Raw genomic sequence first — 23,474 nt, forward strand, 5'->3', positions numbered from 1 at the left:
CCGTCATTGCGAGCGAAGCGAAGCAATCCAATGCCGAGCATGGAGCTTCTGGATTGCTTCGTCGCTTCGCTCCTCGCAATGACGCGGAGAGGCTGCGACGTCCGATCAGCTCTTGAGTTGCTGTGACAGTACCTTGCCGAGCCGTTCGATGCCGACCTCGATGCGGTCGGTACGGATCGAGGAGAAGCCGAGCCGGAAGCAGTGCCGGCTCGCGGTTTCGTCCATCGAGAACACGGCGCCGGGCTCGATGACGACGCCCTGTTCGAGCGCAGCTTCGGCCAGCGCGGTGGCATCGATCGAGGTCGGGCAGCTCACCCAGAAGTTGGTCGAGCCCGGCCCTCGTGAGAAACTGCAGCCGGGCAGGTACTTCGGCAGCAGATGATCGAGCAGCTTGGCGCGTTCGAGCAGGACCCGTCCGACCTGGGCGAGATGCGCACGATAATGTCCGAGGCCGATGAACAATGCGGCGACGCGCTGATTGTTGAGCGGTGGATGCCGCAGCATCAGCCGGCGCAGCGCGCGGAGTTCGCGGATCACCGGAGCGGGGGCGACCACGTAGCCGAGCCGCAGACCGGGGGCGAGCGCCTTCGACAGGCTGCCGACATAGAGCACGTTGCTGGCGCGATCGAGGCTCTTCAGCGGCGGCAGTGTCGCCGTCTCCGGCATCAGCTCGCCCTCGTAATCGTCCTCGACCACCACCACGTCGCCGGCCGCGGCGGCTTTCAACAGCTCGACGCGGCGCGGCAGCGGCATCGTCACCGCTGTCGGGCACTGATGACTGGCGGTCACGTAGGCCAGCGCACAGCTCTGGAACGTGGCGTCCGGCACCAGCCCTTCGGCGTCGACGGAAAGCGGCACCACGTTGGGCGTCAGCATCCGGAAGATGTTGCGAGCGTCCGGATAGCCGGGCTCTTCGATGCCGACCTTGGTCTGGCCGTTGATGAACAGCGTCGCGATCAGATACAGCGCATGCTGGGCGCCGATCGTCATCATGATCTCGTCGGCGCGGGCATGGATGCCGCGCCGCGGCAGCACCTGGAGCTGCAACTGTTCGATCAGCGCCGGATCGTCGCCGTCGATCAGGTCGCGCGCCCAATTGTTAATTTCGGGAACACTGAGCGCAGCCCGCGCGCTTTCGCGCCAATCGTTGGTGGGAAACAGGCTCGGATCGAACTGGCCGAAGATGAACGGGTAGGGGTGGGTCTGCCAATCGAGCGGCTTGACGATGTTGCGATGCGCCGACGGCCGCACCGCGAAACGGTCGGCCCAGTGATCGTCGCCGCGGCTGGTGAATTCCGGCAGGCCGGGAGGATCGGTGGCGAATTTCTTCGGCAGGCCAGCCACGAAGTAACCGCTGCGTTGCCTCGACACCAGAAAATTCTGATCGACGAGCTGTTCGTAAGCGATCACCACGGTGTTACGTGAAACCTTCAGCACGGTCGCAAGATCGCGGCTCGACGGCATCTTCATGCCGAGCGGCAACCGGCCGTCTTCGATCGCCGTGACGATGATCTGGCGGATCTGTAGTTGCAGAAACGAGCCGCCGCGATTGAGGCCACGGAACAGCGCGCCCCAGAACAACTCGTCTTTGCCTAAAGCTGCGGCATCCGGGGAGGCAATTGCACCTGCCTTGGGCGCGCGGGCCACGGTGGACTCCCGATATGTAAGCTGTGCTAGCTTTCCCAAGACTATACCCTGACTGACACGACCGCACGAAAAGGCTGTAATCCCAAGCATGAAGCCTTTGCCACCGAGCTGCAAGAAGCGAGCCAGCAGGACTCGCGACTGACGCATGGCCCTGGCTCCATTCGTGCTCGGCATCTGGCGCTAGTGCAGCCGGGTCGATCGCTTCACGCTCGCAGTCGCAAGCTTGGAGACTAAGCGTGACGCCTGAAACGGTCGTTTATTCCGCCCGCAAGATTATCACCATGAACCCGTCGCGGCCGAGCGCGACGCATGTTGCGGTGCGAGACGGGCGGATCGTCGCCACCGGCTCCGCCGACGAACTGATGGTGAGCGGCGCCCGGCTCGATACACGCTTTGCCGACAAGGTGCTGATGCCCGGCTTCGTCGAAGGCCACAGCCACATCATGGAAGGGCTGATGTGGAAGCAGCCCTATGTCGGCGCATTCGATCGTCGGTCGCCGGAAGGAAAGGTGGTCGCCGGCGTGCCGGACATCGAGGCGATCGTCGCGCGGCTGCAGCAGGCTGAGGCCGAGATGCCGGACGACGGCTCGCCGCTCTACGCTTGGGGCTTCGATCCGCTGCATATCGGCGGCAAGATGCTGACTAGGCAGGATCTCGACCGGGTGTCGACCAAGCGTCCGGTGCTCGTCGTCCACGCCTCGTTCCATATCAACAACGTCAATACGCTGACTTTGGAACGTGCCGAGCTGCTGCATGCCACCAATATCTCGGGCGTGGTCGCCGGGTCCGATGGACTGGCCAGCGGTGAGCTGCAGGGCATCCCGGCGCGGATGCGGCTGTTCCGTGCGCTCGGCCACAATCCGCTCGCTGGTACCATCACCGAGGCGGACGTGCGGCGCTACGCGGCGTCGTGCTGCGTGCAGGGCGTCACCACCATCACCGATTTGCACAACGATCTCGCCGATCCGACCATCGAGGTCTATCGCAGCGTGACCAGCCAGGCCGATTTCGGCGTTCGCCTGGTGCCGGCGCTGGCCGCGGTGTCGCATACGCCCGAGCAGGCGATCGCCAAGCTTGAGACCCTGCGCGGCCATGCCGGCGACAAGCTGCACTACGGCATCGTCAAGCTGGTGGTCGACGGCTCGATCCAGGGCTTCACCGCGCGGCTGCGCTGGCCCGGCTATCACAACGGCGCCGCCAACGGGTTGTGGTACATCGCGCCCGAAGAGCTGCCGCGGCTGGTGGAGGCTTATCACCGTGCCGGCGTCCAGCTTCACATCCACACCAACGGCGACGAGGCGACCGAAGTGGCGCTCGATGCGATCGAGGCGGCGCAGACCGCCGCGCCGCGTCCCGATCACCGCCACACCCTGCAGCATTGCCAAATGGCCAGCGCCGCACAGTTCCGACGGATGAAGAGCCTCGGCGTCTGCGCCAATCTGTTCGCCAATCACCTGTACTACTGGGGCGACGCGCATTACGAGCTGACGATGGGGCCGGAGCGGGCGGCGCGGCTGGATGCCACCGGGACCGCGCAGCGGATCGGGGTGCCGTTCGCGATCCATTCCGACGCGCCGGTGACGCCGCTGGCGCCGCTGTTCACGGCTTGGTGCGCGGTCAATCGCGTCTCCTCGAGCGGTCGTGTGCTGGGCCGGGATACCGAAGCTCTCACCACAGAGCAGGCGCTTGCTGCAATCACCATCGGCGCCGCCTATACTTTGAAGATGGATCATCTGGTCGGTAGCATCGAAACCGGTAAGTTCGCCGACTTCGTCGTGCTCGACGACGATCCGCTGTCTATGGCGCCGGAGCGGCTCAAGGATATCGCGGTCTGGGGCACTGTGATCGGCGGGCTTGTCAAGGAGGCGCCCCGCGCATGACGGCAGCGTCCGCGACCATTCCAGTCACGGTGATCGGCGGCTTTCTCGGCGCGGGCAAGACCACCTTCGTCAACCATCTGCTGCGCAGCGGCGGTCCGCGCACCGCCGTACTGGTCAACGATTTCGGCGAGGTCAATGTCGACGCGACGCTGATCGAAAGCCACGACGGCACCACGATGACGCTGACCAACGGCTGCATCTGCTGCAGCATCGGCACCAGCTTCATCGATACGATCTGCAGGGTGCTCGATGCCGCCGTGCCGTTCGAGCGAATCGTGATCGAAGCCTCCGGCGTCGGCGACCCGTGGAAGATCGCCGAGATCGCGCTGATCGAACCGTCGCTGCGGCTCGGCCGGGTGATCGTGCTGGCGGATGCCAGCCGGGTCGCGCAACTGATCGACGATGCGCGGGTCGGCGACACCGTGCGCAGCCAGTTCGAGCGCTGCGATCTCGTGCTGCTGACCAAGATCGATCTGGTGGAGGGCGAGACACTGGCGGCCGCGCGTGCGACGGTGCGGAGGCTGCGACCGGACGTTCGCATCGTCGAAGCCGCGCAAGGCGCGATGGCGACGCTGGAGACGCTGGAGACGGCCGCTGCGGCGAGCGGCTTTCGGGCCGACGCCGTCGAGGCGGCGATCGATCACAGTACCACCTTCAAGAGCTGGGCGTATCGCCGCGCGGGCCGGTTCGACCGCGCCCGGCTGGCCTGCGCGGTCGACAAGCTGCCGCCGCAATTGCTGCGGCTGAAGGGTTCGTGCCGGCTGGCCGACGAAGACGACGTCAAAGTATTTCAGATGGTCGAGAGCGTCTGGAGCCTGTCGCCTGCCGACATCGCACAGGCCGAGACCGGTATCGTCCTGGTCGGGGTCGGCACCGCCGACATGCCGCCGCCGGCCGAACTCGACGCCATCCTCGACCGCGCCCTCGCGCCCGCCGGAGCGGTGTCGTGATCGCCGCGCGCGATGTTCACCCCGCGGAAGCCGCCGGCTTTCGCCGTCCTGCCTCGCCCATCCTTATCCTGCAGCGGAGTTCTGACCGATGATGTTGACGAAGCGATCCTTTGTAGTCGGAGCCCTCGGCGGCCTCGCCATGATGGGCCTGCCGGTCGAAACCCGGGCGGAAGGCGCCTCCGGCGGCACGCTGGTGATCGGCTCGACGCAGGTGCCGCGGCACTTCAACGGCGCGGTGCAGTCCGGCATCGCAACGGCGCTGCCGAGCACCCAGATCTACGCCAGCCCGCTGCGCTACGACGACAACTGGAATCCGCAGCCGTATCTCGCCGAGTCCTGGGAGGTGTCGAAGGACGGCCTGACGGTGACGTTGAAGCTGGTCAAGAACGCTACCTTCCACGACGGCAAGCCGGTGACGTCGGAGGACGTCGCGTTCTCGATCATGACCATCAAGGCCAATCATCCGTTCAAGACCATGCTGGCGGCGGTCGACAGCGTCGATGCGCCCGATCCGCACACCGTGGTGATCAAGCTGGCGCACCCGCATCCGGCGCTGCTGTTGGCGATGTCGCCGGCATTGATGCCGATCCTGCCCAAGCACGTCTATGGCGACGGCCAGGACGTGAAATCCCACCCCGCCAATCTCAAGCCGGTCGGCTCCGGGCCGTACAAGCTCGCCGAATACAAGCAGGGCGACTACTACACGCTGGAGAAGTTCGACAAATTCTTCATTCCGGGCCGGCCGAAGCTCGACAAGATCGTGGTGCGGCTGATCTCGGACCCGAGCGCCCTGATGGTGTCGGCCGAGCGCGGCGACGTTCACGTGGTGCCCTACTTCACCGGGGTGCGCGACATCGAACGGCTGGAGAAGGCGCCGAACATCGTCGTCACCGACAAGGGGTTCGCCGGCATCGGTGCGCTGAACTGGCTCGCCTTCAACACCAAGAAGAAGCCACTCGACGACGTCCGCGTCCGCCAGGCGATCGGCTATGCGGCCAATCGCGAGTTCATCGTCAAGAAGCTGATGGGCGGCAAGGCGATGGCGTCGACCGGGCCGATCGCGCCCGGCTCGCCGCTCGAAGAGAAGAATGTCGAGCAGTACAAATTCGACGTCGCCAAGGCCAACAAGCTGCTCGACGAGGCCGGACTGAAGCCGGACGGCAACGGCGTCCGCACCACGCTGACGATCGACTACATCCCCGGCAACGACGAACAGCAGCGCAACGTCGCCGAATATCTGCGCTCGGCGCTGAAGCGGGTCGGCATCAATCTCGAAGTCCGCGCCGCGCCCGACTTTCCGACCTGGGCCCAGCGCGTCGCCAATTTCGACTTCGACATGACGATGGACACGGTGTTCAACTGGGGCGATCCGGTGATCGGCGTCGACCGCACCTATCTCAGCTCCAACATCCGCAAGGGCATCATCTGGTCGAACACCCAGCAATACGCCAACCCGAAGGTCGACGAGATTCTCGAGCAGGCCGCCAAGGAGACCTCGCCCGAAAAGCGTAAGGCGCTGTATTCGGAGTTCCAGAAGATCGTCGTCGCCGACGCGCCGATCTTCTACATCAACGTGACGCCGTACCACAGCGCGTTCGCCAAGGGGCTCGGCAGCCTGCCGACCTCGATCTGGGGTGTCGCCTCGCCGCTCGACGAGCTGCACTGGGCCACGCCGCCGAAGAACTGACCCGACACTCTCGAAGCACGAAGCATCAATGGCACTCCTCACCCATCTGTTCGGAAAACTCGCCAACGCCGTCGCGCTGCTGCTGGCGGTGCTGGTGATGAATTTCTGCCTGATCCATCTCGCACCGGGCGACCCGGTGCAGGTGATCGCCGGCGAGATGGGTGGGGCGTCGCCGGAGGTGATCGCCGCGCTGCGCGCCAAATACGGCCTCGACGACACCCTGCTGGAACAGTTGTTCACCTATCTCGGCAAGGTCGTGCACGGCGATTTCGGCTATTCCTACTATTTCAACGAGCCGGTGCTGAATCTGATCCTGCAGCGGCTGCCCGCGACCCTGTACCTCGCCGCGGCGTCGCTGGTGTTCGCCGTTCTGATCGGAACGCTGCTCGGCGTGATCAGCGCGCGGCGACCGAATGGCCTACTCAGCCACGGCGTCACCGTGCTGTCGCTGGCCGGCCATGCCGCGCCGATCTTCTGGACCGGCCTGCTGCTGTTGCTGCTGTTCGGCTCGGTGTGGCCGATCCTGCCGGTCAGCGGCATGACCGACGTGGTCGACCGCAAGACCGGCATCGCCTACGGGCTCGACGTCGCCAAGCATCTGGTGCTGCCGTCGATGACGCTGGGGCTGGTGTTCGTCGCGCAATATTCGCGGCTCGCCCGCGTCAACATGATCGACGTGCTGTCGGCCGACTACGTCCGCACCGCGCGCGCCAAAGGGCTGCCGGAGACGGTGGTGCTGGTCAAACACGCGCTGCGCAACACCTTGATCCCGATCGTCACGGTCGTCGGCCTGCAGTTCGGCAATCTGTTCGCCGGCGCGGTGCTGGTGGAGACGGTTTACTCCTGGCCGGGAATGGGGCGGCTTGTGTTCGATTCGATCCTGCGCCGCGACTACCCGACGCTGATGGGCGTGCTGTTCTTTTCCGCCCTGATGGTGATCGCCGCCAACATCCTCACCGATCTGGTGTACCGGTTGATCGATCCTCGTATCCGCGCAGGTGCCCGATGAGTACGATGGAGTCCAGGCTCGCGATGGCACAGAAGCCCGCCCCCAGCGTCGCCAAGGTTCCGAAGGCGGTGTCGCCGGCTCAGGCCGCTCTGCGGCAGTTCATCAAGAGCCCGTCCGGCGTCGCCGGCGCGATCCTGCTGCTGGTGCTGCTGGTCGGCACCGCGATCGGGCCGTGGCTTTATCCGGTCGATCCGCTCGACATCGTCGGAATGCCACTCGCGCCGCCGGACGCCGACGCGCTGTTCGGGACCGACTATCTCGGCCGCGACGTGCTCGCCGGCCTGATCTACGGCGGCCGCGCGACGCTCACGGTCGGTGCGGTGGCGGCGCTGATCACCATCCTGATCGGCGTCACCGTCGGCGCCCTCAGCGGCTTCTTCGGCGGCTGGGTCGACGCTCTGCTGGTAAAGATCGCCGAGTTCTTCCAGGTGCTGCCGCCGCTGTTGTTCGCGATGGTGCTGGTGACGCTGTTCGGCCCGAAACTGTCGACCATCACGCTGGCGATCGGCGCGGTGAGCTGGACGTCGGCGGCGCGGCTGACGCGCGCCGAGTTCATGCGGCTGCGCGATCTGGACTTCATCAAAGCCTCGCGCGCCGCCGGTGCCGGCAATCTGCATTTGATCCTGCGGGTGGTGCTGCCGAATGCGCTGCCCCCGATCATTGTGTCGGCGACCCTGGCAATCGGCACCGCGATCCTGTTCGAGGGTGGCCTCAGCTTCCTCGGCCTCGGCGATCCCAACACCATGAGCTGGGGTCTGATGATCGGCCAGAACCGCAACTACGTGCTCGATGCCTGGTGGGCGGTGACGTTCCCCGGCGCCGCGATCTTCCTGGCCGTGCTCGCCGTCAGCCTGGTCGGCGACGGCGTCAACGATGCGGTCAATCCGCGGCTGCGACGGAGGTGACGATGACCCCGGTTCTTTCGGTCGAGAACTTGAGCGTCAGCATGACCAATCGCGACGGCGATCTGGTGCCGGTGCTGGAGAATCTGTCGTTCACGGTTCAAAAGGGCCGCACCATCGCGCTGGTCGGCGAATCCGGCTGCGGCAAGAGCATGACCGCGCTGGCGATCATGCGGCTGTTGCCGGAGGGCTTCGTAATCACCGGCGGCCGCATCCTGCTCGACGGCGAGGACCTGCTCACTGCGCGGCCGAAGCGGATGCGCGCGTTGCGCGGCGACAAGATCTCGATGGTGTTTCAGGAGCCGATGACGGCGCTGAACCCGCTCTACACCGTCGGCGATCAGATCGCCGAGGTGCTGTATTATCACCGCCGGCTCAGCCGCAAGGACGCCGCCGAACAGGCGGTGCAGTTCCTGAAGGCGGTGCAGATCCCTGCCGCCGAGCAGCGTGCCAAGGCTTATCCGCACCAGATGTCGGGCGGTATGCGGCAGCGGGTGATGATCGCGATGGCGCTGGCGTGCCGGCCGAAGCTGCTGATCGCCGACGAACCGACCACCGCGCTCGACGTCACCGTGCAGGCGCAGATCTTCGATCTGCTCGCCCAGCTTCAGGACGAGACCGAAACGGCGATCGTGCTGATCACCCATGATCTCGGCGCTGTCGCCGAGCTCGCGGACGAAATCGCGGTGCTGTATGCTGGCCGCTGCATCGAGACCGGGCCGGCGCATCAGATCGCCGCGGCGCCGCGTCATCCCTACACGCGCGGCCTGCTCGCCTGCGTGCCGCATCTTGCGGTCGGCGTCGCCAAGCCCGATGAGTGGACGGACCTTGGCGAGATTCCCGGCATGGTGCCGGGGCTTGGCAATCGCGGCCCCGATTGCGCCTTCTTGGCGCGCTGCGCCAACGCCTCCGAGCTGTGCCGTTCGAAGCCGCAGCCGCCGCTCGGAAACATCGAAGCCGGGCACGCGGTGTCGTGCTGGCGCGCCGAGGAGATCGCGGCATGATGATTCACGAAGACCTGCGACCCGACGACGCCAGTCCCTATTTGCTCGACGTCAACGATCTCGTGGTGCATTTCCGCACCCAGCGGAAGCGCCCCTGGGGCAAGCCGTCGTTCGTCCATGCGGTCGACGGCGTCAGCTTCCGCGTCAAGCGCGGCACCACCTTCGGCATCGTCGGCGAAAGCGGCTCCGGCAAATCCACCACCGCGCAGGCGATCATGCGGCTGGTCGCGGCGACTTCCGGGCAGGTGGTGTTCCGCGGCGAGGACATCATGCCGCTCACCGGCGAGCCGCTGCGCAAGGCGCGCAAGCATCTGCAGATCGTGTTCCAGGACCCGTTCTCGGCGCTCGATCCGCGCCGCCGCGCCGGTGATCAGATCCGCGAACCGCTCGATCTGCTCGAGATCGGCAGCCGCAGCGAGCGCGACGCGCGGGTTCGCAAGCTGCTCGCCGAGGTCGGCTTGCCGCCGGAAGCCGCCGACCTGTTTCCGCATCAGTTCTCCGGCGGTCAGCGCCAGCGGCTATGCATCGCCCGCGCGCTGGCGCCGGAGCCGGAGCTGATCGTCTGCGACGAGGCGGTCTCCGCGCTCGACGTCGCGATCCAGGCGCAGATCCTGAACCTCTTGAAGAAGCTGCAGCGCGAGCGCGGGCTCACCTACATCTTCATCTCGCACGATCTCGGCGTGATCCAGCAGTTCTGCGACGAGATCGCCGTGATGTATCTCGGCAAGATCGCCGAACAGGCACCAGCCTCGGCGCTGTTCACCGCGCCGCGCCATCCCTACACGTGGTCGCTGGTGTCGGCGGCGGTGCCGCCCGGTCCGCTGCGTGACGAGCTGAAGGCTAAGTATCTGGTCAAGGGCGAGCCGCCGTCGCCGGTCGATCCGCCGCCGGGTTGTCGCTTCGCGCAGCGTTGCCCGTTCGCGGTCGATCGCTGCCGGGAGGAACTGCCGTTCCTCGACGCGGTCGGCCACGAACATTACGCCGCCTGTCACCGAAAGGACGACATCGGCGTACCTGATTTCACCCCGCGCGTGGCGAACGGGCCGGTCGGTTAGTTCGCTCGGTGGCGATTTGTCGGTGGCAGAACGACTACACCTTCGCGTCGAGCAGCGCCTTGGTCATGTCGCGATCGGCCTGCAGCGAGGCGAGGTTGGCCGCGTAGCTGTATTTGGCGACCATCTGGCCGATGAATTCCTGCGCCAGATCGACGTTGGGCGCCGCCACCATGCCGTCGGCATCGGCAAATGGCGCCTGCGGGTCGGATACCGGAACAGTGGCGGGCGAGGTCGTGGCGAGGCTGGTCTGAGTGCCGCCGGTCGATGTGTCGGTCTGATTGACCTGCAGCGGCTTGTAGGCCTGCGGCGCACCTGCCGGCACCGTGCCGTTGGCGCCGGGCAGCGCGCCGGTCGACCGCTGATTGGCGATGTTGCTGGCGGAGACTTCCAGCCGGCGGGTCGCCGCATTCAGGCCGGAGACGGCAATCGACGCGATGGCGGACATGAGGTCTTGGAGCTCCGAGGTGCGAGCCTCAAGTTAGCGCTCGCACCCCGCAACGATTCGTTGCCACCATCCCGATCTTTCGACGGATCGCGGTAACCAAATCGCAACCCCGACGGATCGGTGCCGACCGCAGCTCTCATCGCTTCAGCAGACGTTTCAGCGACACCGGCGTCAGTACGCCCGGCTCGGCGACCTTCTCGCGCAGCGACTGGAATACCACGTACAGCATCGGAATCAGGATGATGCCGATCAGGCTGGCAGTCAGCATGCCGGCGAACACCGGGGTCGACAGGTTGCGCCGGGCCAGCATTGCCGCGCCGTCGGCCCACACCAGCGGAACCAGGCCGAGGATGAAGGCGATCGAGGTCATCATCACGGCGCGGAAGCGCAGCTTGGCGCCCATCTCGGCCGCCGCCTTGATCGACAGCCCGGCCTCGCGCTGCTCCTTGGCGAATTCGACGATCAGGATGCCGTTCTTGGCGGCCAGTGCGATCAGCACCACCAGGCCGATCTGGGCGTAGAGATCGAGGGTGACGCGGCCGACCAGGATGCCGGCGAAGGCGCCGAGCACTGCGATCGACACCGACAGCAGCACCGGCACCGGGATCACCCAGCTTTCGTACAGCGCCACCAGGAACAGGTAGGCGAAGATCACCGCGAGCGCCAGGATGTAGCCGGTCTTGCCGACCGCCTCGTGCTCCTGATAGGCGGTGCCGGTCCATTCGAACGCGTAGCCGGGCGGCAGCGTCTTGGCCGATACCTCGGCCATCGCGGCCATCGCCGTGCCGGAGGAAACGCCGGGTGCGGGCGAACCGTTGATCGTCACCGAACGATAGTTGTTGTAGCGGGTGATCACCGCGGGGCCGGTGACGGTGCGGACGCTGGCGATCGATTGCAGCGGCACCATCGCGCCCTTGGCGTTGCGGACGTAGATGTCCCACAGGTTGGGCAGGTCACGCCGCGCGCTCGCGTCGCCCTGCAGGTTGACCTGCCAGGTCCGTCCGAACAGGTTGAAGTTGTTGATGTAGAGCCCGCCGAGCGAAATCTGCAGCGCCGAGAAGATGTCGTTGACGGTGATGCCGAGCGACTGCGCCTTCTCGCGGTCGATGTCGAGATACAGCGACGGCGCATTCGCGTTGTAGGTCGAGAACACCCGCGTCAGCAGCGGATTCTGGTTGGCGGCGGCGACCAGCCCGTTGGTGACGCCGGCGATCGCCGCCGGCTCGGCGCCTTCCAGCGATTCGAGCTGGTACTGGAAGCCGCCGGCGGTGGACAGTCCGACGACCGGCGGCAAATTGAACGGCAGCACTGTGGCGGTGCGCACCGCCTGGGTCGCGCCGAAGGTCTTTCCGATCAGGGCCTGGGCCGACGACGACGCGGCCTTGCGGTCGGCGAACGGCTTGAGCTGCACGATCATGAAGGCGTTGTTGGAGGCCGAGTAGTTGTCGAGCAGCGACAGCCCGACGATCGACAGCACGTCGCGCACTTCCGGCATCTGCTTGACGAGCTTTTCGACCTCGATCACGGTCGCCTCGGTGCGGGCCACCGAAGCGCCGTCGGGGAGTTGCACGTTGATGAAGAAGGCTCCCTGGTCCTCCTCTGGCAGAAATCCCGAAGGCGTCGTCAACGACAGGCCCCATATCCCCGCGCCGCACGCCGCCACTGCCAGCACCGACAGTGCCGGGCGGCGCAGTGCGATCCGCACCGTCGAGGTGTAGCCGTCGCGTGCGGTGTCGATGCCGCGGCTGAATTTCTGCATGAAGCCGCGGCGCGGCCCGGTGTGGCGCAGGAACACGGCGCACAGCGCCGGTGACAGCGTCAGCGCGTTGATCGCGGAGATCAGCATCGCGGCCGAGATCGTCACCGCGAACTGCCGGAACAGCTCGCCCATGATGCCGGGGAGGAAACCGATCGGCACGAACACCGACAGCAGGACCAAGGTGATCGCGATGATCGGCGCGGTGACCTGGGCCATCGCCTTTTTGGTGGCGTCGGCCGGTGACAGATCCGGCTCCTCCTCCATCACCCGCTCGACGTTCTCAACCACCACGATGGCGTCGTCGACCACGATGCCGATCGCCAGCACCAGTGCCAGCATCGACACGGTGTTGAGCGAGGCGCCGAGCGCGGTCAGCACCGCGAAGGTGCCGACCAGGCTCACCGGCACCGCGATGATCGGGATCAGGCTTGCGCGGAAATTACCGAGGAACAGGTACACCACCAGCGCCACCAGCACGAACGCCTCGAGCAGCGTGTGCAGCACCGCCCGGATGGTGTCGTTGACGAATACGGTGGAGTCGTAGACCACCCGCGCCACCACACTTTCCGGAAACCGCGACTGCAATTGGTCGAGCTTGGCCCGGATCGCGGCGGCGGTGTTGATGGCGTTGGCGCCCGGCGCCAGGAAAATGCCGATGCCGATGGTCGGATCGCCGTTCAGCCGCGCATAGGTGTCGGCGTTCTGCGCACCGAGCTCGACGCGGGCGACGTCGGCGACGCGCAGTACCGAACCGTCCTGATTGGCCCGGAGCACGATGGCGCCGAACTCTTCGGGTTTGGTGAGTCGGCCCTGGGTTTGCAGGTTGAACTGGAACTGCTGGTCTGCGGGCACCGGACGGGCGCCGATCCGGCCGACCGGGGCCTGCACGTTCTGGGCGCTGATCGCCGCGACGACGTCGGACGGCACCAGACCAAGGCTCGACAGTTTCTCGATGTCGAACCAGATCCGCATCGAATAGGCGTAACGGCCGAACAGCGTCGCCTCGCCAACGCCGGCGACGCGGGACAATTCGTCGAGCACGTTGATCAGGCCGTAATTGGTCAGGAACAACTGATCGTATTTCTGACCGACGCTGTACATGTTGATCACCTGCAGCATCGACGACGAGCGCTTCTGCACGTTGACGCCCTGCAGCCGCACCTCGGCCGGCAGTTGCGACAGCGCGTTCTGCACCCGGTTGTTGACGTTGACGGTGTTGATGTCGGGATTGGTGCCGAGCGCGAACGAGACGTCGAGCGTGTAGGAGCCGTCGTTGCCGCTCGAGCTCTTCATGTAGATCATCTTGTCGACGCCGACGACCTTGGCCTCGATCGGCTGCGCCACAGTGGCTTCCAGCACGTCGGCGGAGGCGCCCGGATAGGTGGTCGAAACCCGGACCTGCGGTGGCACGATGTCGGGGAGCTGGGCCACCGGAATGCGAAGCAGCGCCAGGGCGCCGACCAGCGTGGTCACCAGCGCGATGACGGCGGCGAGTCGCGGGCGGTCGATGAAGGTATCGGCAATCATGGCTTATCTCGGAGTCGGCAGAGCATCGGCGGCGGCAGGCGACGGGGTCACCGGCGCGTTCGGGCGCGCCCGCTGCACGCCCTCGACGATCACCTGCTCGCCCTGTTTCAGTCCGTCGATCACGGAGGCGGTCTGCGGGGTCGATTGTCCGAGCTTGATGCGGCGGCGCTCGGCGACGTTGTTGTTGTTGACCACATAGATGTAGTTGCCCTGCTGGTCGGTGAGGATCGCGGCGCGCGGGATCGCCAGCACCTCTCGCGGCTTGGAGCCTTCGAGAATCACACGGACCATTTCATCGTGGGTGAGTTCGCGGCCACCGCCGGCCAGCGGCGGGTTGGCGATGGTGCCGCGCAGGATGATGGTGTCGGTGTCGCGGGCGATGCTGACGTCGACGAATTGCAGTTTGCCGACCTCGCGATACAGCCGGCCGTCGGGTAGCCGCAGCCTGATCTTCATCGCCTCGAGCCCGCCCTGCGCGGCGAATTCCTCGCGCAGTTGCAGCAGCCGGTTCACCGAGATCGGGAACACGACGTAAGCGGGATCCTGGCTGACCACGGTGGCGAGCGCGCCGGACGACGGTCCGACGACGTTGCCGGGCGTTATCTGGATGCGGCCGATCCGGCCGTCGATCGGCGAGCGGATTTCGGTGTAGCCGAGATTGATTTCGGCCTGGCGCAATTGCGCCTGCGCCGAGCGGAGCTGCGCCGCGGCGGTGCGCTGCGCCGCGCGGGCGTTGTCGGCGGTGCTCTGGCTGCCGGAATTGCTCTTCAGCAACTGCTCGGCGCGGCCGAGTGCCAGGTCGGCGTAGTCGAGCTGGGCCTGGGCCTGATCGACCGCGGCGCGCTTGGCCTCGGCATCGGCTTCGAACGGCGGCTGCTCCAGCCGGAACAGCAGGTCGCCCTTCTTCACCTCGGCGCCTTCGACGAACATCTGCTCCTGCAGATAGGCGGTGACGCGTGCCGTGAGGTCGACGCGTCCGATCGCCTGAATCCGGCCGTTGATCTCGGTGGTCTCGGTGATCGCCTGCGGCCTGGCTGTGATCGTGCCGACCGCCGGCGGCCCGCCGCCCGGCATCTGAGCCAAAGCAGGAGGGGCGGCGAGCAGCGCGACGAGGGCGAGCACGGGGCGGCGAACAACGGGCGACATGAACAAGCTCCGGACGGGCGGCAGGAAGGAGTGCGTCTTCGAGCGAAGGAGGCGCCCATTCGCTTGAAGACAATGCATCAGAATAGGCAACGTGAGCTGCGGTCGGATTCGATCCGAATTGGAAGAGCTCTATAGCGGTGCAGCGACAGCCGGACCGCCGCTGTGTCTAGACGGAGGCCGCCGCCGCCGCAGCTTGCGCCGGGTCCATAACCAGACGCCGGTGATCAGCAGCCCGAGCAGCACCACCGAGGTGACGACGTTGAGCGTGCCCGACAGCCAGGTCGACCAGTTCCCTTCGTGCAGCAGCCGCGGCCAGTTGCGCGGCAGCGGCGTGACGCCGTCCGGCGTGAAGGTGTAGGCGCGCAGTTCGCCGTCCTGGTAGATCCGGGCGATCATCCGTCCGCCGCGATTGGCGATCATCGTCAGACGCGACACGTCGTGCGACTGCGCGACTCGCTCGACCGCGTCGGTCAGCTTGACTGTCAGCCGCGCCGGCGGTGGACCGCTGCTGAAAGTCAGCCCGAACGCGATGCACAGGCCAGTAAGCGGGCTGAGCACCAGCAACGGCAGCGTGAACCATGCCGCGCCCTTGTGCCAGCCGGCGACGCTGTTGCGCAGCCGCGGCAGCCCCATCAGCACGCCGATCGCCATCAGCATCGTCAACGCGATCGTCGAGGCGATCACCAGCCATTCGGAGCCGAGCAGCCGTTCGTGGGTGCGCCGCGCCCACAGCAGCAGGTCGCCGGTCGGATCGCTCGCCGCCGCTTCGCCGGTGGCCAGATCGATCGGCCCTGTGCCGACGCCGAGCAGCCGCATCTGCTGGCCGGTGGCGTTGATCGCCAGACCCCGCGCCTTGCCGTCCGGATCGTGACGTTGGATCAGCTCAGTGAGACGGGCGGCGTCGATCACGCCCGCGGGCAGGCCCCTGGACTGCAGCATCGGTTCGAGCGACAGGATCAGGCCGGTGACGATGACGGCGAGCAGCGGCAGCGCGAATACCAGGCTGGTCCAGCGGTGCAGTTTGAGAAGCAATACGTTGTTCATGGTCGAATTTCGGGGTTGCGATAGGCGGCGAGGAATACGCGAATTCCACCGTCGATCAGGGCTGCGACGTCGTCCGCGCTGGGCCGGCCGAGCTGCAACTCCCATTGCAAATGCAACCGGCCCTGGACGAGGCTGAGAAACTGGGTGGCGGCGAGGCCGATATCCGGGATGCGCAGCAACTGCTGCGCCACCGCGGCGCGGAGAAAGGTCGCAACCTCTTGTTCGCAGCGGCGCGGCCCCGCCGCCATGAACACCTCGGCCATTTTTGGAAACCGCGCGGCATTGCTCATCACCAGCCGGTGCAGCTTCAGCCCGCGGTCGTCGAGAAAGAAAGCAGTGTAGTCACGAGCGATGGCCCGCAGCGCCGGCTCCAGCTCGATTGGTCTGCCGTCCGGCTGCCACAGCATCTGCGGCCCGATACTGCGGCATTCGTCGTCGACCAGCGCCGACAGCAGCGCGTCCTTGCTGGCGAAATGGACGTACAACGTCGCCTTGGAGACGCCGGCCTCGCGAGCGATCGCATCCATGCTGGTGACGTCGAAGCCGTGAGTCGTGAAAAGTTTTCGCGCGGCGCCGAGCACCTGCCGCAGTTTCCGGTTTTCGCCGCTCGGGTCGATGGCTTGGTGTCTTCGGGGACGGGGCATTGAACTCATCACCAACGGGTGCGGCATGGCACAGGTAGAGTGTAGCCGTCTGAGCCTATCGGTTCGCCGACAGACCGGCAACAAAACTAAACCGTTTAGTTTATTTAAAAGCCATGTTGCCGCAGGTATTTGAGTGCCGTTCACGGTGATTGCCGTCAGCGATCCCGGAGGTGACGGGGCAATCCCGGCCCATCCGCGTGACGACGGTGAGCCTCGTCGACGTCGGATCGGCGTTCCCCGCCTTGATGAGACCACCGGGCGACGCGCCGTTGCCTCGTTCGGTCGTCTGATTCGCTCCTCGGTGATTCGGCGCTGCGCGACGGGCCATTTGCGGCGTATGCACTGTCACTCTGTCCGGGAAATCCCGAATCACGTGCGGCCACTGAGCGCGTCGCCAGGACGGCCCGACGGATCGGTGATCCGAAGCAGACGCGCCACGAGGTGAATGCGCCGGTGCGTCGCGTTGCCGCGCCGTCGGCGCTGCGCGCCCGCCGGTTCTCCGCCGGCTCTTTCGGTGCTCCGTTTGTCCGGCAAATCACCAACTCGCACAGCCTGATGCGTGACGGTAACATCTAAGCCTGAAGATCGCGGGAAACTGTCGGGATCGCGGACGGAACTGGGCACGCGATCTTCGCGGTGCGGCCGGTGCGTCGATGCCGCGCAGGTGAGGTCGCGCGATGCTCTCCCTTAGTAGCCGTTGCGTCGTCCTTAAGCGTGCTGAAACTTGCGCCTGTTGAAATTCCGGGGCGTTGATAACATGCTGCAGTTGCAACCGTCTGGTGATCATTCCAACAGGTATGGAGGTAGTATGCGCTCCTCATCGATGATTCTTCTCGGTGCCATCGCGTTCGTCGCCGCGCTGTCGGTTGTGAACCAAGGCGGTGTGCCCCATCCGACGCTGATCGAGCCAGCCGTTGCAGCGACACCGGTCGCGCCGCCGGTCAGCGCGTTCCGCACCGTGACGTCGTCGACCTGCGCGTCCAACGGTTGCCCGACCTCCTGCGAAGCGGATGAAGCGCTGATCTCCGCGATCTGCATCGGGCCGAGCAGTGCCAAATTCAGCGACAACCTTTCCCTGGAGAACGGGCAGATGACCGCGAGCTGCGGCCCGCGCTCCTCCACCATCGTGGTGTCCTGCGCGCGCAAATAACGCAGGCAGTTCGCTTCTGGGAGCCGGCGGCCGACAACGCACCGCGGGCTCCCGTCAGTCTCAAAGGTCTCTCCGATGCAAAACTGGTTCATCGCACTCGCCGTCGCGGTGCTGCTGCTCATCGGCTTCGCCGCCGGACCGATGTCCGTCGTCGTCGCCTTCCTGGCATTCTGGGTCACGCTGTATCTGGTGTGGGCCCGCGACCTCGGCTTCAAGGACACCTGGGCGCGCTACGGTCTGCAGCGCGTCAAGCCGCCGTTCTGGGCGGCGGAGAACAAGGTCTGGTTCTTCCCGATCTTCGACGACCGGACCAAGGTGATGAAGGCCGCCGCGGTGCCGCTGTTGATCGTCGCGCTCAGCCTGATGCTGCCGACCTCGGTGGTGCGGATCGGCACGCTGGTCGTGCTGGCATGGTACTGCCTCGAGATCTACCGGTCGCAGAAGGGCATGGATCAGCTCGACCGCGCGCGGTTCAACTAATTCGGCCCGCGCCGATCTTCCGGCGCGCGCACGAGACGATGTTCGGCGAACGGCGGGTGTGGGGCGGCCCCACGCCCGCCGTTCGCGCGAGCGCGGTTAGGCATATTTAAGGGCTGCTCAGTTAGTACTGGACGGCGCTGCAGATTTTGCGATCATTGCGGCGAGCAGACGGTGGGCAATGGGCTTCGGCCGATCCGCCATTTGCCACTTGGGTAGCCGGGGAGCGTCTAGGAGGTCGCGATGGCAGACAAGAACTCGTCCGACGTCATCTTGAATATGATGACCAAGAACCTCGAGCAGACGCGCGGCGCGATGACCAACTACCTCGAGTTCATCGGCAAGAGCATGTCGGTGGTGCCTCTGGGCCAGAGCAGTCAGGCCACCGCGCTGAAGGGCTATGTCGATCGCAACGTTCAGGCGACGTTCGATTTCTCCCAGCAGCTTCTGCACGCCAAGGATTTCCAGGACGTCGTCCGGATCCAGACCGAGTTTTTGCAGACTCAATTCCGGGTGCTGACGGATCAGGCCAAGGAGGTGGTCGAGATGACCCATCCGAAGGTGATCGTTCCGGGCGACGGCTAGTTCGTGTCGGGAACGGTGTTGCGTGGATCGGCATTGAGGAAATGCTTCGACGATCTGCTCAGATTTGGAAAACCAACATGCTCAAGTTCATCGTCCCGATGGCCGCTGCGGCGTTGATTGCCGGCTCCGCAGAAGCGCAACCGCAACGGCAGCCGGATCCAGGCTGCGGGCGCGACGTGTCAAGGCTGTGCCGCGCCGTGATGAACGAGTCCGATGGCGTGATTCTCAACTGCCTGCAGCAGAACCGCGCCAAGCTCAGTGCCAAATGCGCCAAGGTGCTTGCCGACCACGGGCAGTAGTGAGCCGGTCATGGGATTGTAAGAGCGTCGCGAGGGAGCAATTCAGGCCCCGTCGCATGCCACCGATTGCGGCGCTTCGCTCGCACAGCGTCGCGGGGCTGTGATCACGTCGATCCGCCGCTGACGCCTGCGACCGGAAGCACTTCGGTGGCGGCGCGGTCCGGCGATTCTTCCTTCCACCTCACCGAGCCGAACGGCCGTTCCAGCATCCGGCGCACGCGGATCGGCTCCGGTCCGCGATGTAACGCGATCGCACGGCGGTGGAGGATTCGGTCGTCCTGCGTCGAGCGGCTGCGCTGACGCAAGTAATCGAGCCAGGTCGGGCAGTGATAGCGCTCGGTCCACAATTCGGGATCGGCGATGTCCCGCGCGATCGACCAGCCATAAGCGCCGTTGCGTTGGCGGCTGAGCTGCACCTCCTGCATCAAATTGTGAAACGCGCGGGCTTGGTCGGCGTCGATCCGGTACTCGATTTCGATCACCACTGGTCCGCTGCGCGGCGTCAGGGCCAGCTTGACTTCCGGATCCGCGAGCAGTTCGGCGTCCTCGGTGCGGGGACCGACCGGAGGCATCGGGAGCAGGAAGGCGAGCACTGGAGAAGCCAGCATCGCCAGTCCCGACAGCAGCATCGACGGCGCGACGCCGGACAAGTCGGCGACGTGACCCCACCCCCAGCTTCCGATCGCGATGCCGCCCGAGATCGACGCCTGGAACGCCGCAAGCGAACGTCCTGCGACCCAGCGTGGCGCCGACAACTGCACGCCGATGTTGAACAGTGCGATCGCCAGCATCCACACTGCGCCTGCGATCACCAGCGCGGCGGCGGTGAGCAGCGGCGATCGGCTGATCGCAATCACCGCCATCGCCACGCCCATGATCAGCGCGCACAGCCGCACCGCGGCTTCGCTGCTCATGCGCTGCCGCGCGATCCCGACATTGAGCGCGCCGATCACCGCGCCGATGCCGAAGGCGCCGAGCAGCAACCCGTAGGTCTCGGCTCCGCTGTGCAAAAGGTCGCGCGCCACCAACGGCATCAGGGCCAGCACCGAAGAGCCGGCGATGCCGGTCACCAGCGTGCGGGTCAGCACGATCCGGATCGCCGGCGAGTTGGTGATGTAGCGCACGCCGGAGACGATCGCGCGGTTCAGCCGCTCCGGCGGCAGCCGCGGCGGTTCGCTCTCCCGGCGCCACAGCAGCAGCACGATCAGCAGCGGCAGATACAGCACCGCATTGGCGGCGAACGCCGCCACTGCGCCAGCCGCCGCCACCACGATGCCGCCGACCGCCGGGCCGAAGCTGCGCGCGATGTTGTAGCTGATGCCGTTGAGCGCCACCGCGGCCGGCAGCGTTTCGGCGGGAACTTGCTCGGAGACCGAAGCCTGCCAGGACGGACCGAACAGCGCCATGCCGGTGCCGATCACGAAACAGAACAGCAGCAGAATGTTCGGAGTCACCAGGCCGAGATGCGCCAGCACCGCAAGCGTGGTGGCGCCGGCGAGGCCGATGCCGAGCGCTGCCAGCGCCACCAGGCGGCGGTCGTACATGTCGGCGATCGCACCGGCCGGCATCGCCACCAGCATGATCGGCAGCATCAGGGCGGTCTGCACCAGCGCCACCTTGTCGGCGGACGCGGTCATCTGCGTCATCGCCCAGGCGGCGCCGACGCCGTTGATCATCAGGCCGAGATTGGACAGCAGGCTCGCCAGCCAGATCCGCCGGAACAGCGCGTGCCGCAGCGGCGCCGCGATCCCGTCGCCGGAAAACAGCCCGCGCTTCGCCGTGCCCGCCATCTGGGTCTGACCCTCCGCCGTCCTCGCCGCATCGCCGATTCTTCGACGCTCGAAACAGTGATGCCTGCGAAGCGCTCGCACTGTCCAGAGCCAACGTGGTGGAGGTCTCAGACCAAGCAGCAGCTCAAAGGTGCTGGCTCAGATCGGCGATGGTCGGCGCATCGCCATTCAGAGGATTTTGCGGGTCGCGGCTGTAGCGCAGCGTTTCGAACCGCATCGCGCGGGCGTCGATCATCACCAGCCGTCCGACCAGGCCCTCGCCGAAGCCGACGATCTCGCGGATCGCTTCCAGGGCCATCATCGAGCCGAGCATGCCGGCGAGCGCCCCCATCACCCCGGCCTCCTCGCAGCTCGGCACCGTGCCGGCTGGCGGCGGTTCGGGAAACAGGCAGCGATAGGTCGGGTTGGGCTCGCCCGCGGCGTTGCGTTCGTGGGCGCGGATCGTGGTCAACGATCCGTCGAACTGGCCGAGCGCCGCGGTGACCAACGGTTTTTTCGCCAGATAGCAGGCATCCGACACCAAATAGCGCGTGGCAAAATTGTCCGAGCCGTCGAGCACCAGATCGCAACCGCCGATCAGCGCCAGCGCGTTGGAGCCGTCGAGCCGCACCCGGTGCGACACCACGCGGACGTGCGGGTTCAGCGCCATGATCCGGTTCGCGGCGCTGTCGGCCTTGCGGGCGCCGATGTCCGGCGTTGCGTGGATGATCTGGCGCTGCAGGTTCGACAGCGTGACGATGTCGTCATCGACGATGTCGAGCGTGCCGATCCCGGCGGCCGCGAGATACATCAGCACCGGCGCGCCGAGCCCGCCGGCGCCGACCACCAGCACCCGTGCACTCTTCAGTGCCGCCTGTCCGGGACCGCCGACATCGCGCAGCACGATGTGGCGGGCATAGCGTTCGAGTTCTTCGGCACTCAGCATGATCGGATGGTATCCTTCACTTCAGCGCTCGCGTTAGCACCGTCATCTGGACGACGCGCATCCGGCTCATCCTTTCCCGCAGTCAGGGGCAATTGTCCGGCGGGCGAGCCGTCGCGCGGGTGCCACGCCTCGAACCGGCGCCGCGTTGGCGCCGACCAAGCGATTATGGTTATTTGTGCATGGCGCAACGTTGCTCGGGAATTGTCATGAGATCGATGCTGGCTGCAACCCTGATCGTCGCCGGTGCCGCCACCCTGGCGGCGCATGGCGCGCACGCTGCGCCGAAACAGACCACGGCGGCACCACCCGCGCCGCAGACGCCTGCGGAGACGGCCAAAACGCTGGCGCAGGCGGAGCGTCAGGCGATCCAGTCCGATCTCGCCTGGACCGGCGACTACAACGGCCTGATCAACGGCGAGGTGTCCGACCGGATGATCGCGGCGATCAAGCAGTTCCAGACCAACCAGGGTCACAAGCCGACTGGCGTGCTCAATCCGCAGGAGCGCGGGCAACTCGCCGCGGCGGCGCGCAAGCTGCAGGCCAGCGTCGGCTGGAAGCTGGTGGCCGATCCGGTCACCGGCGCACGGCTCGGCGTGCCCGGCAAACTGGTGCCGCAGCAGACATCGGATGCCAGCGGGACGCGCTGGAGTTCCTCCACCGGCACGATCCAGGTGGCGGCCTCGCGGCGCAAGGAGGCGGACGTCTCGATCGCCAAACTCGCCGAGCAGGAGAAGAAGCTGCCAGGCCGCAAGATCGAGTACAGCGCGGTCCGGCCCGACTTCTTCGTGCTGTCGGGCACCCAGGGTCAGAAGAAGTTCTACATCCGCGGCAGCTTCAAGAATGCCGAGGTGCGGCTGCTCACCGTGCTGTACGATCAGGCCACCGAAGGCACGATGCAGCCGATCGTGGTGGCGATGTCGAGTGCCTACGATCCGTTTCCGGCCGGTGCGCAGGCCGGCCCGCCGCCGCGCAAGAAGGTCGAGTACTCGACCGGCACCATCGTCGGCGCCGACGGCGCGATCCTGGCCGATCGCGAGGCGGTCGACGGCTGTCTGTCGATCGTTGTTGCCGGCTACGGTCCTGCGGATCTGGCCAATCGCAGCAAGGCGCACGAGCTGGCGCTGCTGCGGATCTACGGTGCGTCCGATCTGAAGCCGCTGCCGATCGGCGGTTCCGCCAAGCCCGGAGCGGTCGAGATCACCGGCGTTGCTGATCCGCAGAGCCAGGGCGGCGGCGCGGCCGTCACCACGGTCAAGGCCCAACTCACTCCGGCCGGCAGCGCCGGTGGGCTGGCCGCGACGCCGGCGCCGAGCCTCGGCTTTTCCGGTGCGCCGGCACGGGATGCGGACGGGCGCTTCGCAGGACTGACGACGCTGCGTCTGCCGCTGGTGGCAGGACCGGCGGACAGCGCCGCGGCGCCGCAGGCGGCGCTGATCTCGGCCGACACCGTGCGCGGCTATCTTGCCAGCGTCGGCGTGAAGCTGGCCGACGGCAGCGCCAAGGATGCCAAAGCGAGCGTCGTCCGGGTGATCTGCGTGCGGAAGTAATC

The 23,474-nt window shown here is 66.2% G+C and carries 20 protein-coding genes; 12 read left to right on the plus strand and 8 right to left on the minus strand.

What is annotated here, in order from left to right; translation table 11 throughout:
* Nucleotides 1-105: 105 nt before the first annotated feature.
* Nucleotides 106-1,647 (minus strand): PLP-dependent aminotransferase family protein, encoded by a 1,542-nt coding sequence (locus FLL57_RS22245; RefSeq protein ID WP_142884046.1) that lies wholly within the window; start codon nucleotides 1,645-1,647, stop codon nucleotides 106-108.
* 236 nt (nucleotides 1,648-1,883) lie between these two features.
* Here FLL57_RS22245 and FLL57_RS22250 point away from each other — a divergent pair, with 236 nt between their 5' ends.
* From FLL57_RS22250 to FLL57_RS22280, 7 genes are all read left to right on the plus strand, one after another.
* Complete coding sequence (locus FLL57_RS22250; protein WP_142884047.1) at nucleotides 1,884-3,527, plus strand: amidohydrolase; 1,644 nt, start codon at nucleotides 1,884-1,886, stop codon at nucleotides 3,525-3,527.
* The gene (locus FLL57_RS22255; protein WP_142884048.1) at nucleotides 3,524-4,477 is read left to right on the plus strand and encodes a CobW family GTP-binding protein; all 954 of its coding nucleotides are present in this window, start codon (nucleotides 3,524-3,526) and stop codon (nucleotides 4,475-4,477) included. The genes FLL57_RS22250 and FLL57_RS22255 overlap by 4 nt, the downstream gene beginning before the upstream one ends.
* Nucleotides 4,478-4,565: 88 nt before the next feature.
* Nucleotides 4,566-6,164: an ABC transporter substrate-binding protein gene (locus FLL57_RS22260; RefSeq protein WP_142884049.1), complete on the plus strand. Its 1,599-nt coding sequence runs from the start codon at nucleotides 4,566-4,568 to the stop codon at nucleotides 6,162-6,164.
* 28 nt (nucleotides 6,165-6,192) lie between these two features.
* On the plus strand, nucleotides 6,193-7,173 hold the full coding sequence (locus FLL57_RS22265) for an ABC transporter permease (RefSeq protein ID WP_047310115.1): 981 nt from the start codon (nucleotides 6,193-6,195) through the stop codon (nucleotides 7,171-7,173).
* Nucleotides 7,170-8,078, plus strand: coding sequence for an ABC transporter permease (locus FLL57_RS22270; RefSeq protein ID WP_142884050.1), 909 nt, complete (start codon nucleotides 7,170-7,172; stop codon nucleotides 8,076-8,078). Before FLL57_RS22265 ends, FLL57_RS22270 begins: the two co-directional genes overlap by 4 nt.
* Nucleotides 8,079-8,080: 2 nt before the next feature.
* Nucleotides 8,081-9,079 (plus strand): ABC transporter ATP-binding protein, encoded by a 999-nt coding sequence (locus tag FLL57_RS22275; RefSeq protein WP_142884051.1) that lies wholly within the window; start codon nucleotides 8,081-8,083, stop codon nucleotides 9,077-9,079.
* Nucleotides 9,076-10,134, plus strand: coding sequence for an ABC transporter ATP-binding protein (locus FLL57_RS22280; RefSeq protein WP_142884052.1), 1,059 nt, complete (start codon nucleotides 9,076-9,078; stop codon nucleotides 10,132-10,134). The genes FLL57_RS22275 and FLL57_RS22280 overlap by 4 nt, the downstream gene beginning before the upstream one ends.
* Before the next feature lie 34 nt (nucleotides 10,135-10,168).
* Here FLL57_RS22280 and FLL57_RS22285 read toward each other — a convergent pair whose 3' ends face one another.
* From FLL57_RS22285 to FLL57_RS22305, 5 genes are all read right to left on the minus strand, one after another.
* Nucleotides 10,169-10,579: a flagellar basal body rod protein FlgC gene (locus FLL57_RS22285; protein WP_142884053.1), complete on the minus strand. Its 411-nt coding sequence runs from the start codon at nucleotides 10,577-10,579 to the stop codon at nucleotides 10,169-10,171.
* Nucleotides 10,580-10,715: 136 nt separating this feature from the next.
* Nucleotides 10,716-13,865: an efflux RND transporter permease subunit gene (locus FLL57_RS22290; protein ID WP_142884054.1), complete on the minus strand. Its 3,150-nt coding sequence runs from the start codon at nucleotides 13,863-13,865 to the stop codon at nucleotides 10,716-10,718.
* A 3-nt stretch (nucleotides 13,866-13,868) separates the two neighbouring features.
* Nucleotides 13,869-15,011, minus strand: a complete 1,143-nt coding sequence (locus FLL57_RS22295; protein WP_142884055.1) for an efflux RND transporter periplasmic adaptor subunit — start codon at nucleotides 15,009-15,011, stop codon at nucleotides 13,869-13,871.
* A 129-nt stretch (nucleotides 15,012-15,140) separates the two neighbouring features.
* Nucleotides 15,141-16,055: a PepSY-associated TM helix domain-containing protein gene (locus FLL57_RS22300; RefSeq protein WP_142884056.1), complete on the minus strand. Its 915-nt coding sequence runs from the start codon at nucleotides 16,053-16,055 to the stop codon at nucleotides 15,141-15,143.
* On the minus strand, nucleotides 16,052-16,699 hold the full coding sequence (locus FLL57_RS22305; RefSeq protein WP_041806916.1) for a TetR/AcrR family transcriptional regulator: 648 nt from the start codon (nucleotides 16,697-16,699) through the stop codon (nucleotides 16,052-16,054). Before FLL57_RS22305 ends, FLL57_RS22300 begins: the two co-directional genes overlap by 4 nt.
* A gap of 808 nt (nucleotides 16,700-17,507) precedes the next feature.
* Between FLL57_RS22305 and FLL57_RS22310 the strand changes: the two genes are divergently transcribed.
* The 4 genes from FLL57_RS22310 to FLL57_RS22325 all read left to right on the plus strand — a co-directional run bounded on the left by FLL57_RS22310 (nucleotide 17,508) and on the right by FLL57_RS22325 (nucleotide 19,210).
* A complete protein-coding gene (locus tag FLL57_RS22310) occupies nucleotides 17,508-17,849 on the plus strand; it encodes a hypothetical protein (RefSeq protein ID WP_142884267.1) in 342 nt (113 codons plus the stop codon).
* A 75-nt stretch (nucleotides 17,850-17,924) separates the two neighbouring features.
* Nucleotides 17,925-18,329 carry a hypothetical protein gene (locus FLL57_RS22315; protein ID WP_013499937.1) on the plus strand — a complete coding sequence of 135 codons (405 nt, stop codon included), beginning with the start codon at nucleotides 17,925-17,927 and terminating at the stop codon, nucleotides 18,327-18,329.
* A gap of 240 nt (nucleotides 18,330-18,569) precedes the next feature.
* Nucleotides 18,570-18,911: a phasin family protein gene (locus tag FLL57_RS22320; RefSeq protein ID WP_013499936.1), complete on the plus strand. Its 342-nt coding sequence runs from the start codon at nucleotides 18,570-18,572 to the stop codon at nucleotides 18,909-18,911.
* A gap of 77 nt (nucleotides 18,912-18,988) precedes the next feature.
* Entirely contained in the window at nucleotides 18,989-19,210 is a 222-nt protein-coding gene (locus FLL57_RS22325; protein WP_013499935.1) for a hypothetical protein, read from the plus strand.
* Between the two features lie 104 nt (nucleotides 19,211-19,314).
* Here the strand turns inward: FLL57_RS22325 and FLL57_RS22330 are convergent, their stop codons facing one another.
* Together FLL57_RS22330 and FLL57_RS22335 are read right to left on the minus strand one after the other, a co-directional pair.
* Complete coding sequence (locus FLL57_RS22330; protein ID WP_142884057.1) at nucleotides 19,315-21,000, minus strand: MFS transporter; 1,686 nt, start codon at nucleotides 20,998-21,000, stop codon at nucleotides 19,315-19,317.
* 124 nt (nucleotides 21,001-21,124) lie between these two features.
* Complete coding sequence (locus tag FLL57_RS22335) at nucleotides 21,125-21,925, minus strand: HesA/MoeB/ThiF family protein (RefSeq protein ID WP_013499933.1); 801 nt, start codon at nucleotides 21,923-21,925, stop codon at nucleotides 21,125-21,127.
* Between the two features lie 206 nt (nucleotides 21,926-22,131).
* Here FLL57_RS22335 and FLL57_RS22340 point away from each other — a divergent pair, with 206 nt between their 5' ends.
* Nucleotides 22,132-23,472, plus strand: coding sequence for a peptidoglycan-binding protein (locus tag FLL57_RS22340; protein ID WP_142884058.1), 1,341 nt, complete (start codon nucleotides 22,132-22,134; stop codon nucleotides 23,470-23,472).
* Nucleotides 23,473-23,474: the final 2 nt, after the last annotated feature.

This window comes from Rhodopseudomonas palustris (genome assembly GCF_007005445.1).
GTDB classification, from domain to species: domain Bacteria; phylum Pseudomonadota; class Alphaproteobacteria; order Rhizobiales; family Xanthobacteraceae; genus Rhodopseudomonas; species Rhodopseudomonas palustris_G.

Bases quoted from the DNA above. Each gene is read 5' to 3' on its own strand.
- FLL57_RS22255 (WP_142884048.1), top strand. From the start codon at position 3,524: ATGACGGCAGCGTCCGCGACCATTCCAGTCACGGTGATCGGCGGCTTT.
- FLL57_RS22260 (WP_142884049.1), top strand. From the start codon at position 4,566: ATGATGTTGACGAAGCGATCCTTTGTAGTCGGAGCCCTCGGCGGCCTC.
- FLL57_RS22265 (WP_047310115.1), top strand. From the start codon at position 6,193: ATGGCACTCCTCACCCATCTGTTCGGAAAACTCGCCAACGCCGTCGCG.
- FLL57_RS22270 (WP_142884050.1), top strand. From the start codon at position 7,170: ATGAGTACGATGGAGTCCAGGCTCGCGATGGCACAGAAGCCCGCCCCC.
- FLL57_RS22275 (WP_142884051.1), top strand. From the start codon at position 8,081: ATGACCCCGGTTCTTTCGGTCGAGAACTTGAGCGTCAGCATGACCAAT.
- FLL57_RS22280 (WP_142884052.1), top strand. From the start codon at position 9,076: ATGATGATTCACGAAGACCTGCGACCCGACGACGCCAGTCCCTATTTG.
- FLL57_RS22285 (WP_142884053.1), bottom strand. From the start codon at position 10,579: ATGTCCGCCATCGCGTCGATTGCCGTCTCCGGCCTGAATGCGGCGACC.
- FLL57_RS22290 (WP_142884054.1), bottom strand. From the start codon at position 13,865: ATGATTGCCGATACCTTCATCGACCGCCCGCGACTCGCCGCCGTCATC.
- FLL57_RS22295 (WP_142884055.1), bottom strand. From the start codon at position 15,011: ATGTCGCCCGTTGTTCGCCGCCCCGTGCTCGCCCTCGTCGCGCTGCTC.
- FLL57_RS22300 (WP_142884056.1), bottom strand. From the start codon at position 16,055: ATGAACAACGTATTGCTTCTCAAACTGCACCGCTGGACCAGCCTGGTA.
- FLL57_RS22305 (WP_041806916.1), bottom strand. From the start codon at position 16,699: ATGCCCCGTCCCCGAAGACACCAAGCCATCGACCCGAGCGGCGAAAAC.
- FLL57_RS22310 (WP_142884267.1), top strand. From the start codon at position 17,508: ATGCGCTCCTCATCGATGATTCTTCTCGGTGCCATCGCGTTCGTCGCC.
- FLL57_RS22315 (WP_013499937.1), top strand. From the start codon at position 17,925: ATGCAAAACTGGTTCATCGCACTCGCCGTCGCGGTGCTGCTGCTCATC.
- FLL57_RS22320 (WP_013499936.1), top strand. From the start codon at position 18,570: ATGGCAGACAAGAACTCGTCCGACGTCATCTTGAATATGATGACCAAG.
- FLL57_RS22325 (WP_013499935.1), top strand. From the start codon at position 18,989: ATGCTCAAGTTCATCGTCCCGATGGCCGCTGCGGCGTTGATTGCCGGC.
- FLL57_RS22330 (WP_142884057.1), bottom strand. From the start codon at position 21,000: ATGGCGGGCACGGCGAAGCGCGGGCTGTTTTCCGGCGACGGGATCGCG.
- FLL57_RS22335 (WP_013499933.1), bottom strand. From the start codon at position 21,925: ATGCTGAGTGCCGAAGAACTCGAACGCTATGCCCGCCACATCGTGCTG.
- FLL57_RS22340 (WP_142884058.1), top strand. From the start codon at position 22,132: ATGAGATCGATGCTGGCTGCAACCCTGATCGTCGCCGGTGCCGCCACC.